This window comes from Ktedonospora formicarum, assembly GCF_016587355.1.
GTDB classification, from domain to species: domain Bacteria; phylum Chloroflexota; class Ktedonobacteria; order Ktedonobacterales; family Ktedonobacteraceae; genus Ktedonobacter; species Ktedonobacter formicarum.
Genome location: NZ_BNJF01000006.1, coordinates 146,389 through 159,154, shown reverse-complemented (window position 1 = coordinate 159,154; position 12,766 = coordinate 146,389). Strand labels below are relative to the sequence as shown.

17 protein-coding genes and 1 pseudogene are annotated in these 12,766 nt (G+C 51.4%); 14 read left to right on the top strand and 4 right to left on the bottom strand.

Going from position 1 to position 12,766, the window contains the following annotated elements; all coding sequences use genetic code 11:
• Positions 1 to 395 precede the first annotated feature (395 nt).
• The 12 genes and pseudogenes from K3T82_RS38750 to K3T82_RS38685 all read left to right on the top strand — a co-directional run bounded on the left by K3T82_RS38750 (position 396) and on the right by K3T82_RS38685 (position 8,467).
• A complete protein-coding gene (locus K3T82_RS38750; RefSeq protein ID WP_220198863.1) occupies positions 396 to 683 on the top strand; it encodes a transposase in 288 nt (95 codons plus the stop codon).
• Between the two features lie 27 nt (positions 684 to 710).
• Positions 711 to 1,430: a transposase gene (locus tag K3T82_RS38745; protein WP_220198862.1), complete on the top strand. Its 720-nt coding sequence runs from the start codon at positions 711 to 713 to the stop codon at positions 1,428 to 1,430.
• Positions 1,431 to 1,485: 55 nt separating this feature from the next.
• The gene (locus tag K3T82_RS38740) at positions 1,486 to 2,139 is read left to right on the top strand and encodes an IS607 family transposase (RefSeq protein ID WP_420799391.1); all 654 of its coding nucleotides are present in this window, start codon (positions 1,486 to 1,488) and stop codon (positions 2,137 to 2,139) included.
• 10 nt (positions 2,140 to 2,149) lie between these two features.
• Positions 2,150 to 3,298: pseudogene (locus tag K3T82_RS48475) on the top strand (RNA-guided endonuclease InsQ/TnpB family protein); the annotation flags it as partial.
• A gap of 205 nt (positions 3,299 to 3,503) precedes the next feature.
• Complete coding sequence (locus tag K3T82_RS38720; protein ID WP_220198859.1) at positions 3,504 to 4,667, top strand: RNA-guided endonuclease InsQ/TnpB family protein; 1,164 nt, start codon at positions 3,504 to 3,506, stop codon at positions 4,665 to 4,667.
• Positions 4,668 to 5,029: 362 nt separating this feature from the next.
• Positions 5,030 to 5,260: a hypothetical protein gene (locus K3T82_RS38715; protein WP_220198858.1), complete on the top strand. Its 231-nt coding sequence runs from the start codon at positions 5,030 to 5,032 to the stop codon at positions 5,258 to 5,260.
• Between the two features lie 739 nt (positions 5,261 to 5,999).
• On the top strand, positions 6,000 to 6,395 hold the full coding sequence (locus tag K3T82_RS38710; RefSeq protein ID WP_220198857.1) for a helix-turn-helix domain-containing protein: 396 nt from the start codon (positions 6,000 to 6,002) through the stop codon (positions 6,393 to 6,395).
• Entirely contained in the window at positions 6,316 to 6,855 is a 540-nt protein-coding gene (locus tag K3T82_RS49395) for an RNA-guided endonuclease InsQ/TnpB family protein (RefSeq protein WP_220198856.1), read from the top strand. The genes K3T82_RS38710 and K3T82_RS49395 overlap by 80 nt, the downstream gene beginning before the upstream one ends.
• A gap of 16 nt (positions 6,856 to 6,871) precedes the next feature.
• A complete protein-coding gene (locus K3T82_RS49390) occupies positions 6,872 to 7,168 on the top strand; it encodes an RNA-guided endonuclease InsQ/TnpB family protein (protein ID WP_220198855.1) in 297 nt (98 codons plus the stop codon).
• 173 nt (positions 7,169 to 7,341) lie between these two features.
• Positions 7,342 to 7,482 (top strand): hypothetical protein, encoded by a 141-nt coding sequence (locus K3T82_RS38695; protein ID WP_220198854.1) that lies wholly within the window; start codon positions 7,342 to 7,344, stop codon positions 7,480 to 7,482.
• 436 nt (positions 7,483 to 7,918) lie between these two features.
• Positions 7,919 to 8,116, top strand: coding sequence for a hypothetical protein (locus K3T82_RS38690; RefSeq protein WP_220198853.1), 198 nt, complete (start codon positions 7,919 to 7,921; stop codon positions 8,114 to 8,116).
• 36 nt (positions 8,117 to 8,152) lie between these two features.
• Positions 8,153 to 8,467: a hypothetical protein gene (locus tag K3T82_RS38685; protein ID WP_220198852.1), complete on the top strand. Its 315-nt coding sequence runs from the start codon at positions 8,153 to 8,155 to the stop codon at positions 8,465 to 8,467.
• Between the two features lie 103 nt (positions 8,468 to 8,570).
• Here K3T82_RS38685 and K3T82_RS38680 read toward each other — a convergent pair whose 3' ends face one another.
• Together K3T82_RS38680 and K3T82_RS38675 are read right to left on the bottom strand one after the other, a co-directional pair.
• A complete protein-coding gene (locus K3T82_RS38680; RefSeq protein ID WP_220198851.1) occupies positions 8,571 to 9,101 on the bottom strand; it encodes a hypothetical protein in 531 nt (176 codons plus the stop codon).
• A gap of 528 nt (positions 9,102 to 9,629) precedes the next feature.
• Positions 9,630 to 10,232 (bottom strand): hypothetical protein, encoded by a 603-nt coding sequence (locus tag K3T82_RS38675; protein ID WP_236031823.1) that lies wholly within the window; start codon positions 10,230 to 10,232, stop codon positions 9,630 to 9,632.
• Positions 10,233 to 10,772: 540 nt separating this feature from the next.
• Between K3T82_RS38675 and K3T82_RS38670 the strand changes: the two genes are divergently transcribed.
• Positions 10,773 to 11,108 carry a GNAT family N-acetyltransferase gene (locus tag K3T82_RS38670; RefSeq protein ID WP_220198850.1) on the top strand — a complete coding sequence of 112 codons (336 nt, stop codon included), beginning with the start codon at positions 10,773 to 10,775 and terminating at the stop codon, positions 11,106 to 11,108.
• On the top strand, positions 11,051 to 11,323 hold the full coding sequence (locus K3T82_RS50485; protein WP_220199045.1) for a GNAT family N-acetyltransferase: 273 nt from the start codon (positions 11,051 to 11,053) through the stop codon (positions 11,321 to 11,323). Before K3T82_RS38670 ends, K3T82_RS50485 begins: the two co-directional genes overlap by 58 nt.
• Here the strand turns inward: K3T82_RS50485 and K3T82_RS38660 are convergent.
• Positions 11,312 to 11,929 carry a WD40 repeat domain-containing protein gene (locus K3T82_RS38660; protein ID WP_220198849.1) on the bottom strand — a complete coding sequence of 206 codons (618 nt, stop codon included), beginning with the start codon at positions 11,927 to 11,929 and terminating at the stop codon, positions 11,312 to 11,314. The genes K3T82_RS50485 and K3T82_RS38660 overlap by 12 nt on opposite strands.
• A 308-nt stretch (positions 11,930 to 12,237) precedes the next feature.
• Complete coding sequence (locus K3T82_RS38655; protein ID WP_220198848.1) at positions 12,238 to 12,750, bottom strand: hypothetical protein; 513 nt, start codon at positions 12,748 to 12,750, stop codon at positions 12,238 to 12,240.
• Positions 12,751 to 12,766: the final 16 nt, after the last annotated feature.

Below are 12,766 nucleotides of genomic sequence, written 5' to 3'. Positions count from 1 at the left end.
CCTCGCAATTGGGGAGAGGGCCTTTTGTGAGCAATGATTAAGGGCAAAAAGAAGAAGCCTATGGAACAGGGCGGTTCAGGCTTCTTCTCATATGCTGGAATGTCTCGCGACGCCGGTATGGGATTTCCATCTTCAGTATAGTCAACTTTGCAAGTCAAACAAAAAGAAGGCCCCTGGAATTAAACAGGAGCCTCCCGCATACAACATAAACCATCCCAGCCTGTTGAAAAAGTCCTTGTTGAGTTTGTTGAAGAACACATGAGCTTGGCTTGACACCCGTTTACACCGAGGAGATAAACGAGCAGAGAGAAGATTTTCAGGCAAAAGGAGAGGGCTGAGATTGACAAGGGAGAGGAACGTGCTGTGCAATGAAAGGGTGAGGAGGAGTATCAATAATGATGGGTTTGAAAGAGCGGGCCTTTGCCCCCTGCGTCGCAGTGTCGCTGGAGGAACTCGTTCCTCAAGATCATTTCTCTCGACACCTCCAAAAGGTGCTGGACCTCTCGTTCGTGTATGACCTGGTGCATGAGTCCTACGCTGCCGTTGGACGACCATCCGTTGATCCGGTGGTGTTCTTTAAACTCCAACTGGTCATGTTTTTTGAAGATATCCGCTCCGAACGCCTGCTCATGCGTCAGGTTGCGGATCGGTTAAGTGTGCGCTGGTATATGGGCTATGATTGAGACGAACCGCTTCCAGATCACTCGACCTTGAGCAAGATTCGCAAACGCTATGGTTTAGAGGTGTTTCGGCGCTTCTTTGAGGTCGTTATCAAACTGTGTCAAGAAGCGAAGTTGGTATGGGGCCAGGAGTTGTACTTCGATTCGACTCAGGTGAATGCCAATGCTGATCTGGATTCCCTGGCCCCTCGTTTTGTGGTTGAGGCACGAGAAGCTTTCCAAGAGCATCTCGCTGCCCTTTTTGAGTCCGAGCCAACCGAGCCTGAGGCGAGCGAGGGAAATGGCGTGAACGCATTGTCAGAAGCTGTCGCGTTGCCTACCACAATCTCCGAACAACAGCAGGAGGAACGTGCCGAAGAGAATGCTACTCGCCACGATTGGATCGCGGAAGAAGGCCACCAACAACGAAACGTGTCCGGTTCTTACCGGCGCACAGCTGATTTCCGTATCAGTACCACCGATCCTGATGCGACACCGATGCGTCTGAAAGGCGGAGGAACGCATCTGGGTTACCGCACGCACTACGTTGTGAATGGAGGCAAGCATCGGATCATCTTAGCCGCACTCGTGGTGCCGGGCGAGGTGAATGACAATCAGCCGATGCTTGACCTGCTTTGGCATGTGCTCTTCCGGCAACGCGTCCAGCCTACACAAGTGACTGGTGATATGATGTACGGAACCATCGAGAACATCAAGGCTATCGAGGATGCTCACATCCGAGCGTACATGCCCGTTGCGGAGAGAGGGTGAAATCTCTTTTTATAAGATGTTGCCACACATGGACAGAATATGCTAAAATATAGCTATGAAGTTAAGCACCTATGCACGACAACAGGGCATTAGCTACAAGACCGCATGGCGATGGTACAAAGCGGGCATGCTAGATGCCTATCAAACAGAGACCGGAACCGTCATTGTGCGTGATCCACAGACCGTGCAACCTCTGACGGGACGTATTGCCCTGTATGCGCGGGTCTCCTCACTTGATCAAAAAGAGGATTTAACCCGCCAACTTGCACGCTTAAAGGATTACGCAGCGGCCAAAGGCTATCAGGTCTCCAAAGAAGTGACAGAGATTGCCTCGGGACTCAATGACAAACGTCCGAAATTGGAAAAACTGCTCGCTGATAGCAGTATCGGAACCATCATTGTTGAGAATCGAGACCGCTTGACCCGCTTCGGCGCTCACTATATCGTCACGTTATTGGAGGCACAAGGGCGGCATGTGGAGATGATTTTCCAGACTGATACAGACGATGAGTTGGTAGACGATTTCGTGAGCGTTATCACCAGCATGGCGGCTCGTATGTATGGACGGCCTCACAGTAAACGGCGTGCTGAAAAAATCAAGCAGTGTGTTGAGCACGTGATGCAAGATGAGGAGCCCGAGGAATGCTCGTCAAGCAGGGCTATCGGGTCGAATGAGACCTCAATGATGCACAACAAACGCTCGCTTTGAGCATTGCGGGGCAGCTCGCTGGGCGTACAACTATGGTCTACGTCGCAAGCAGGAAGAATACAAAGCAGGACGGAAAACACCCTCAGCGATTGACTTGCATCGGGAAATCAACGCGCTCAAACAAAGGGACATCCCCTGGGCCTATGAAGTCTCAAAATGCGCCTTGCAAGAAGCCCTCAGAGATGTGGACAGCGCCTTTGGGCACTTCTTGCGTAAGTGCCGTCTCAAGAAAGAGGGCTTATGGAAGGGCAAGTGTGGCTATCCTCGGTTCAAGAGCAAGAAAAAAGCGATAGGCGGCGCTCGCTTCACAGGAGCGATCAAGGTCTCTCCTGATGCTCTCCAGTTACCCCGTCTAGGATTGCTCAAGTTGAAAGAACGTGGGTACTTGCCCATGAATGTGAAGATCGGCAGCGCCACGATAAGCGAAAAAGCAGGACGTTGGTCTGTTTCGGTGTGTTTCCATAGGGAACAGCCTGAACCAATACCAGCAACGGGCGCAGCTATTGGTGTGGACGTAGGTAGAAAGATGATGGCAGTGGTTTCCGATGGTCGTATGTTTGACAACCCAAAGGCATTGCGCAAGAAAATCACCGCCCTCAAACGAACGTCACGGTGGCATTCTCGTAAGGTCAAAGGATCCAACAATCGGAAAAAGGCTCAACGCCGCTGAGCTCGTATGCACACACGCATAGCCAATGTGAGAAACGATGCCCTGCACAAAGCAACCAGCGCTCTTGTGGTGAGAACCAAGCCCGAGAGTGAACGTCCGACGTGTATCGTGCTGGAAGACCTCAACATCAGTGGCATGCTCAAGAACCGCAAGCTGAGTCGAGCGATTGCTGATGTGGGCATGTATGAGTTCAAGCGTCAAGTCCTTGACAAGGCGGCATTTGCCGGTATTGAGGTGAAACTGGTATCACGGTGGGAACCATCGAGTAAAACATGCCATGCCTGCGGTTGGGTGAGAGAAGACTTGACGCTTGCGGATCGCGTGTTTGTGTGCATGGAATGCGGCGTGGTCATGGACCGTGATTTGAACGCTGCCTATAACGTAGCTGCTTTCGCCGAAAATGGTGGTGAGAGACGTACCGTGAGTTACACGGGAAGTGACGCCTGTGGACATCGCGTAAGACCTGAAACTTCAGGCAGTGGTGGATGAAGCAGGAACAGGACACGAAATATGGCCTGTCCATGTTTGGGTAAGTTCCTGATAACGGTAGAGAAAGAGAATGCAACTGTTTCCAAAAAAAGTGGGAAATAGGGATCAACCGTGGGCAAGACGCCACGCTTTCGAGCCTCTTGACAGATGAGAACATTTCTTCTCTACTGAAGAAAATAGGAGGCAAGAGAAAGAGCAGAACCGCATGATTCGTGCCCACAAGATCAGGCTGCATCCCACACCTGAACAGGCCACCTACCTTGCTCGTGCTGCAGGCGTTGCTCGCTTTGTGTGGAATTGGGCGCTCGCCGAACGGAATCGTCACTACGAAGCTGGGGAGAAACCCACTGCCTTGAAACTCAAGAAGCAGTTCAACCAGATCAGGCGGGAGCACTTCCCCTGGACCTCGGACGTCACAAAAAACGCCAGTGATCAACCTTTCCTCGATTTGGGCAAAGCCTTTGCCGCCTTTTTTGCAGGGAAAACACGCCGTCCGAGGTTCAAAAGTAAGAAGAAAACACGCCCCTCCTTCTACCTCGCGAATGACCAATTTGAACTTGCGGATCATCGGGTCTGGATTCCCAAACTCGGATGGGTCAATATGGTGGAGAATGTGCGCTTTGTTGGGAAGATCACAGGCGCACGTCTCACCAAAACGGCAGATTGGTGGTTTATTTCCATCCAGGTCGAAATGCCTGATCCCATCCCTGTGAAGAGACCGGCGGCTCTCGGCCTCGATGTGGGGCTCAACCGGTTGGCAACCTTAAGTACAGGAGAGGAAGTTGAGAACCAAGCCTTCCTCAAAACTGCGCTCTCAAAACTGCGCCAAGCCAACAAACGGTTGCATCGCCGCAAACCGGGATCAAAAAACCGCGAGAAAGCACGTAGGCAGGTAGCACGGCTGCATTATCGCATCAGCTCTTTGAGAGATGATGTTCTCCACAAGCTCACGACCAGGCTCGCAAATTGCTATGGAATCATTGGCATTGAAGATCTCAATCTCAAAGGATTGCTCAAGAACCGCACGCTTGCTCGTTCGCTTTCGGATGCGGCTTTAGGCAAGCTCTCGTCCCTGCTCAACACAAAAGTGGAGCAGCGTGGAGGGCAATTCATCAAGGTAGGCCGCTTCTTTGCTTCTAGCAAAACATGCCACGGGTGCGGGTGGAAGTGGGAAGACATGCAGCTTTCTGATCGAGTGTTTCTCTGCCAAAACGCGCACTGCGCCTATTATCAATTCACCCAGGAGAGAGATCACAATGCGGCCTTGAATCTTCTGGGTGAAGCCCTTCGCTTGATCGGGCTGGTTGATCAAGTCGTCAGCGGTACTGGCTCGGACGAGGACGCAAACTTGGCTGTGGACTTGACGTAAGACCAAAAAGGCCCGTGGGGCTTGAGGCTGTTGGGAATGAAGCAGCAACAACGAACGATGCGGCAAAACTGTGCTTGCATATGTTTTACTACATTTATCGGAGCAGAACGACCTCTGCGGAGCAAAGAAACGCATATGCGCGGTCGGAGCTTTTCCAGTCGTGAGAAGCACTTGCCGTCACTGAATCTCAGGAGAGTCTGGAAAGAGGGCATCTCTTTCGGTCCTCTTCCCTCCAAATATCTACAACTGTAAAACGAGAGCTTACGAACGCGTGTTTTACCCAGGTAGGGCATTTTCACATTTTGATCCGCACAGCGCGTCCGAGACGGCTCCGCAGTATCCTGAAGGGCCGAAAAGGAGCGATGCGCCGGAGGGACCAGCACTGGTCCCTCCGGCGCATCGCGGCGTTGCTACGCCTGGTTGTACCTCAGTGCAAGGTCGGTGACCTTGGTGAAGTACGCCTGACTCCTGCTCTCGCAGGCAGGCGTGTGCTCTTCTCCGGAAGGGCATCCCCGCCGACACGCGTTCTGGACGTCTATGAGGAGTGCCTCCTTGGCACGTTGGAAGACAGCCTTGTCGGACATATCCAGTGACACGATTCCTCCCAGAATCGTTGTCGGGTTCCCTCTAGCGATCGCTAGGGGATGAAATGGAGGGTTCCTTGCTTCCTTCGTTCACTCTCCGCGCATGCGATCTGAGCAAACATCCGCAACAGACCTCTCCGGGGGTCTCCTTTACACGCCACACCTTCTGCTGTCTTACGACGCGAACTCCTGCGACTGAATGAGACCCGTCTTGCTATCTTGCATTATAGCAAACACAACATGATCATGCATCTCTTCCAGCCATATGTATGGGAGAGAGAGCAGAGAAGACATTCCGGGTGCTTACGCATCACCTCATGCTGCCTGCTACCACCACTTGTTGTCTGAACGTTGCCTCACGCAAAAAAACTTGCCGCCCCCGCCCGGATCTGGCAATGACGATTGTTGAGAGAGAGGAAGAGTCGGTAGATAAAGGGCAATCGTCATGACCTGATTAGCGCTGGGTGCGGCAAGTTTTTTTGCGTCGAGCTCATCCAGGCCAAGAGACACTCGAACTCAACTCTGCATCACCTCCAAAAACGCGAGCGTGCGGGGCCTCCTCGTGAGAGGTGGTCCCGCACGCTCATGCGCAGAGCGTCAGTTGTTGGGGGCTATAGTTAGTTTTGTATTTTCTAGACATATGCAGTTAAATATGCTCAAATATACCAACTTGCCTCTACCTTCTTGCAAAAGTGATGGTTTTCTGGTCTATTTGTTCTACTTTGGATGCAGAGGAGGCGGAAAACAGATGGCACGTGGGTATCGGGTCGAACTTGACCTCAACAACACCCAACAGACGCTGTGCCGCAAACATGCTGGAGCCGCTCGTTGGGCGTACAACTATGGCTTGCGACGTAAGCAAGCCTGCTACAAGGCAGGTCAGCCCACCCCAAGCGCCATTGATCTACATCGCGAGATCAATGCCTTGAAGCACAGTGCGATTCCTTGGGCGTATGAGGTCAGCAAATGCGCCTTCCAGGAGGCGCTCCGCGATCTGGATCAGGCCTTCAAGCACTTTTTTCGCAAGTGCCGGCTCAAGAAAGAGGGCGCATGGAAAGGCACGTGTGGCTATCCCCGCGCGCAAAAGCCGGAAGAAAGCCATTGGAGGATGCCGCTTCACCGGCACCATTCGGGTCTTTCATGATGCTATCCAGATCCCTCGCCTGGAAGTCCTTCGGCTCAAAGAGCATGGCTATTTGCCCACCACTGTCAAGATCACCAGCGCGACCATCAGCGAGAAAGCAGGGAGATGGTCTGTTTCGATCTGTGTGCACCATGCGTCCCATGCAGACGATTTGCCACCTTTGGGAGAGGAAGAAGAAGGCCCACGATCAGCCACAGGCGAGGCCATTGGCGTTGACCTGGGGATAAAAATGCTGGCAACGCTTTCTGATGGACGTACCTTCAAGAATCCCAAGGCATTGCGCAAGAAGATCACCGCCCTCAAGCGAGCCTCGCGACGCCACAGCCGCAAGCCCAAAGGGAGTGCCAATCGCAAGAAAGCACGCATGCGACTTGCTCGGATGCACGCCCGTATCGCCCATGTTCGCCAGAACGCCTTGCACCAAGCGACCGCTGAGATCGTGGCGAGAACCCGCGCCTGATCAAGAGAGGCCGCGTGTGATCGTCCTAGAAGATCTACACATTGCAGGTATGCTCAAGAACCGCAGGTTAGCCCGAGCCATTGCTGATGTGGGGATGTATGAGTTCAAGCGGCAGATCCTCTACAAAGCAGAGCAAGCAGGGGTGAAGGTGGTCCTGGCTTCCCGCTGGGAACCCTCTTCAAAAACCTGTTCGTGTTGTGGCTGGGTCAATGAGGCGCTGACGCTCTCTGATCGGGTCTTTGCCTGCCTGGAGTGTGGAAGTGTCCTAGATCGAGACTATAACGCCGCCAGGAATTTGGTGGCATTGGCCTGATGAAAACGGCGTACCGCAAGTTCTGCGGGAAGTGACGCCTGTGGAGCAGATGTAAGACGAGCGAAAGGCTTGCTCTCTGCATTGAAGCAGGAACCGAACGCGAAATATGGCTTGTCCATGTTTGGGTCAGTTTCGGAGAACGGTGATACGGTAGTGCGAGAGAGGGGCAGATCTTGCCCCAAAGCTTGGGTCTGACCCGAGCCAGAGTGCGTCTGCCCGAAAGTCCAGGGGAACTACCACTAGAGCTTGCCATCCCACTGCAGTGGGATGGGCGAGAAGCGTGGGCCGACCCCCTGGAACCCCCGCTGCTTTAGCGCTGACACTTCTACACAACTATGCGATCTTGAGAAAGAACACGGAAACGATGCGCTGCAGGTGCCCGTTTTTTCCACACGAGAGGTGACGCACGTTCGGTGAAAAAGCCACTTGTCTCGCCAAGCCGAAAGCACATCATTGTGCATCGATGTGCGTTTTTTCCACACCTTTCCCTCGCATCATGCCGAGGATCTTCTGCAAACTTGCATAGTTGTGTGTAAGTGTCAGTGCTTTAGCGCGGGGAGTTTCAGACGCTCTGCTTTATGTACAAATTTTGAACGTCGTGATCTCCTCCAGAGGCGATTTCTCACACGATCAATGACTAGAACGGCTACAACAAGAGATTCAGGCGTTGCAAGCGGCCAATCAAACACTGCGCGAGTGTGTACGGGATCCAGGCCATTGAGAAGCTGCGAAAGCAGGTCAAGGACCAGAATGGTGCGGATTGTCTTTCAACAAGAGCGCATCAAGTCGTTTGAGGAGCAGCAGGCCAAAGACAGCCAGGTTCTCCACCATTTGGGTCGTTTAAGGCTTCCAATGATGCAGCAGGCTCACGTACACGAACAAACGTGCGATGCTCTGGTGGACATGGTGCTTCGCCCTGCCTCATGCCACCAGAGGGATCGTCAGTGAACGAAATGTGTAGCCACAGAAAGAAGGATGACCAGCATGAATCAGTCTCTTCGACGCTCCTCTCTCACTTCCTGGCTCTGTGTTGTCGGGATGGCACTGTTGCTTGCCTGCGCTTTGCTTCTGGGAGGAAATGCATTGTCCACACGATCAGCTGCAGCCCCGGCAAGCACTGAGTCAGTCGTCACTCAGGCTATCCACTCTTCACCCGTCATGTTCACACAAGCGATCTCAGCAAGTGTTGATCCCTATGCGCACCTACGTGAAGGGGTCTACTGGCGTGATGCCCACACACCTCAGCAGGTGCATCCGTTTGCTTGGTGCAGCAGCGTTGGCAAAAGCACTTTCTGCTAGCAGGAGGGAAGAGCCACTAGGAGAAGAATGCATCATCAGATTCCTCTTCTCCTTGTATATGACCTGAAACATAGATTTGTTCCACGTGTGATGAAGAATAAAATTATTCTTCATCAGTCCTCTGCAGTTGCTTTTGGAGTTCTTTGTCAGTGTTGCTATCAGGAAGGAAGAAACCAACACGAAAGTATGCTTGCCTGAAATGGCTTGCTGTTGATGCATCGGAATGAGGTGCGTCTTTGCAATGGAGCCATCCAGCCAGAGCAACTTCTTCTAAGGCCTCAATATATTCGCGCATGACCCCTTCTGCAGTATCTTTGATCTGATGGCGAAGAGCTTGATTAAAGCGCACAAGCAAAGGAGGTTCATAGGTTGCTACGTGAAGTCCTGAAGGAACTAATACGACCAGAACCATTGATTGGCGGGGACCTTCAGGGCTTTCAAAGGAGACGCGAAACCAACGAGAGGCGATCGTCGCATCGGCGAGATACGGCGCATCTTCATAGGTGCTACGTTGGGTCATATTTCCTCTGAGAACCTTCAATCCAACATGACGTTGAATGACGGAAATCACATCACTCTCTCGAATAATCTGGCTCTCGTCTGGGCTTGAATAAAAGATCTTGTCTGCTCCCATGTGTCCCTCCTTACCTATTTTAGGATGTGAGAAACAAGTAAGATATGTAAAACTTGGTAATATGAGGAAAACCTATCATACAATCGGTGTCAGAGGACCCCTTTAGTACTTCATTTGCATTGGAAGATAGAAAAACACGTTTTGACGGGAGTTCCAAAAGCGCTTCTCAGAGCTGTTTGCAGGAAACGCGAAATCCCTGACAAATCCTCCTTACTTACTCGATATGTCCAAGAGGTATGAATCACCTACATCGGAAGGCGGATGCATCTATAGTGGCAAAAATGCTAATGAGTCTCGCTGGCGCTTCAGCACTCAACAGCCCCAGAAGAGCGTTGTCCCTGTGAAGGTAAAGCCACCACTGCCGCCTGAGATACATCACACCCAACGTCTTTCTTTTACAAAGCCGTATCAAAACCAGAAACGCTCTTTACTATCCTTCTGTGCCATTGTTTACCACAGAATTAATGTGAATACAGAGCACGCCAGTTCCCACCATGGTGTGAACATGATCCACCTATTCCTCCCGATTTACTGTAGGTTCGTTCCATCGCTGCATTCCATGACATATCCATTGCCCTCCCAGAAGCTGGCAATGCGTGCAAAGTAGCTACAGAAGCTGGAGGGTGGAGCATAGATGAGCGCTCCATAGTTATAGTCGTAACCCCAGGGATTTCCGTTCACTCCCGTACGAGTTGGTGGCTGCGTTGGCTTCGGCTTTGGTTTCGCGGTCGGTTTTGGGGTGGGCTTCTCTGTTGGCTTTGCCGTAGGGGTTGCTGTTGGCACAGGTTTTGGCGTTGCTGTGGGAGTTGGTGATGGTATCCTGGTTGGCGTTGGACTCGGCGTCGCTGTTGGCTTTGCCTGTGTAGGTGTTGCGACGACCTGCGCGATGGTCTTCATTTGCTGTTTTGTTGCTGTGGGTACAACGGCAGCATTGCTTGGTGCGGCAGGTGGTAATGTCGCGCCCCAGGTGGTGATCCCACCACAGCAGGCACAGGTTGAGAGCAGGAAGACACCACAGACAAGCATAATGCGGGCGGCGAGCTTTTGACGTTGAAACCAGGCCCAGAAGCCTCGTTTGCGTGGAGTTAGTGGTGGAGTCACATGAGGTTGCGTAATATCACTATGGCACATCCCTAAAAACACATCCTTTCCATCGATGTCTTTCTATAGACGTAAGGGTTGAAAAAATTTAGGGTATGTACGAGAACTCTCAAGCTTCTCAGGCAGATCTTCAAACGCAAATAGCAGAGTATTTTTCTGGTCGTAGTTTTTCCTATACCTCGCCAGACGAGCCCCACTCCCAACGCTTTCCTGGTCATCCTCAGACATTCTGCTTTTCTATCCGCCAGAGCTTTACTCGTGTAACCAGGTTCTTCACTGATAAGGAGCGCATTTGCTCCTCTTGTCACTAAATGATCCCCTTGCGATGACCAAGCAAGATCTACAATCTCATACACTTGCTCAGCCCTAGAAAGTGGTAACATGACTGTATCATTGAAGAGTGGCGAACCACATGATCGAAAATCGACGGGATCGCGTGAATTTGGCCGTGCTACTGCATGGCCATACCGCACAAGACTCAGCGATCCTGACCACGACATCTGTCAATTGGCTAAAAGAATGCCGATAGAGGTCGATCACGAGAACGTTGACATGCAGGAGAAGGAGACGATGAGAATTCGTGAAGCCGAATTGCGCGATGCGGCTGCGATGGCACGGGTGAGTGTGGAGAGCTATCGGGCAGCCCATCGCGATCAGATTCCAGAGGAGAGCCTGATGCAATTGACGTATGAGGAGTCTGAACGCAACTGGGCACGTACGATACGCGAACTGAGTGAAGATGAAGAGCGCCAGGAGTACATTTATCTCGCAGAGAATGATGAGGAACAGATCATCGGCGTTGCGATGGGAGGGCCAGAAAGGTCGGACCATCCCTCTATACCGGAGAGATCTCTTTCCTGTATCTGCTCCCAGAGTATCATCGTCAAGGCATCGGGCGAGAGTTGACCATCAGGGTCGTGGAGTGCTTGGTTGAACAGGGGATGCATACCCTGCTCATCCGGGTCTTAAAGGTGAATACCCCTGCTCGTCGATTCTATGAAGCACTTGGAGGTCATCTCGTACCAGACGTGGAAGAGCAGTTGGATGAGGGAGGGGTTGTGCTTGTCCAAGTCGCCTACGGGTGGAGAGACGTGAACGTATTGCTGCTTTCAAAGAAGTAAATTTACACAGTGAAAGTCACGCGTAGAGCCGATGTATACGGAGCCTTTTGAACCAACACATGCCAGGAAATTCCCATCTGGAGAAAATGCAAATCTCTGAGGAAGCTCTTCTACTGGGATTGGAAAAGAGATGAGGCGATTGAGAGAGGACGCGTCATACAGATCAACACAATTGTGGCCAGTATCTGAACCTGCAAGGGCATGGCCATCTGGCGAGATTTCAAGGACTTCCATGTCAGATCCGGACTGAGAAAGAGCGATCATCTCAATCAGCGATTTTTTCTTCCAATCAAACATACAACGAACGATGTGCCCACACGAAAGAAAGAACACATAGCGACTATCCGGGGTAAATTCAAAGAAACGCGGATCTTGTATGTCTACCGCATCCGATTTGAGCAGAAAGTGGCCTTGTCGCTCAGAGAGGTTGTGATTCCAGAGAGAGGCGTGCATCTCCCAGTCAACTGTTAGAAAATACTGCTTGTCAGCAGTGTAGAGGTATCCCAGTGCATCTAAAAGAGTATGATGAAACGTTCGTAATACATGACCGTCTGGCGACAACACAGTGAAATGCTTGTCTTCATTGTCTCCATGGTCTTTCTGCATCACACACAGCGTTTGGTCAGAAAAAAAGGTGACAATTTATGTACTCCTCCGAAGACCAGGTTTTTGTCCAATGACCTGACGCTTCCTCCTTCCAAAAGTGCAGGTCTTGATCCATAGACAGAAAAGCATTTCCATGGGGAGCAAACTCAGTCCGACAAATCTCGCTGTTATGAGTAGCAGAGGTCAGCAGTGGATATACCCGCAGGTGTTGGCTTTGGGCAAAAGGGGCTGAATGATCATCAAACATGGTTGTTTCCATTCTTTGCAGAGTCTCTTGAGAGACTACTCATCCATAAAGACGGTAGGCCTTACCACGATATCAGCACACTCGTGGTACGCATCACCCCTGGAGGGCTCCATGCCTCAATAAATGATGAGAGCTCATGCCTGGGAATACGATGTTCTTGGATTGCCTCAACCAACAATTGCTCTGCAATGATTGCTATCGTAGTGGTTGGCAACAGTGGAACAAGAGCCATTCGTATATCTTCAACGTGGCAACTTTTCTGGCTCTTCCTCGATCCCAACATATGCGTGACCTGATTCATAAAGAGAGGAGTGTGAATACTGTGCCCCTGACGCTTCAGCCATTCCGTTACCGTATGAGGTGTAATTACCTCCTCAAGAGTTTCCTGCTCAAAGACTAAGACAGTGGCTGCTCCCACGGAACAGATTTCCACACCCTCTGGCACATACCGCCAGGTTGTCCCCAGGAGGAACATATACTCAGGATCTTCAATGACCTCATCAGCAGCATCCAGCAGTATTTGAGGAAGCGAAAGATTTTCTGGAGAAGGTACAACGTCTATTTTCTGAATCACATGATGTGCAAACGCC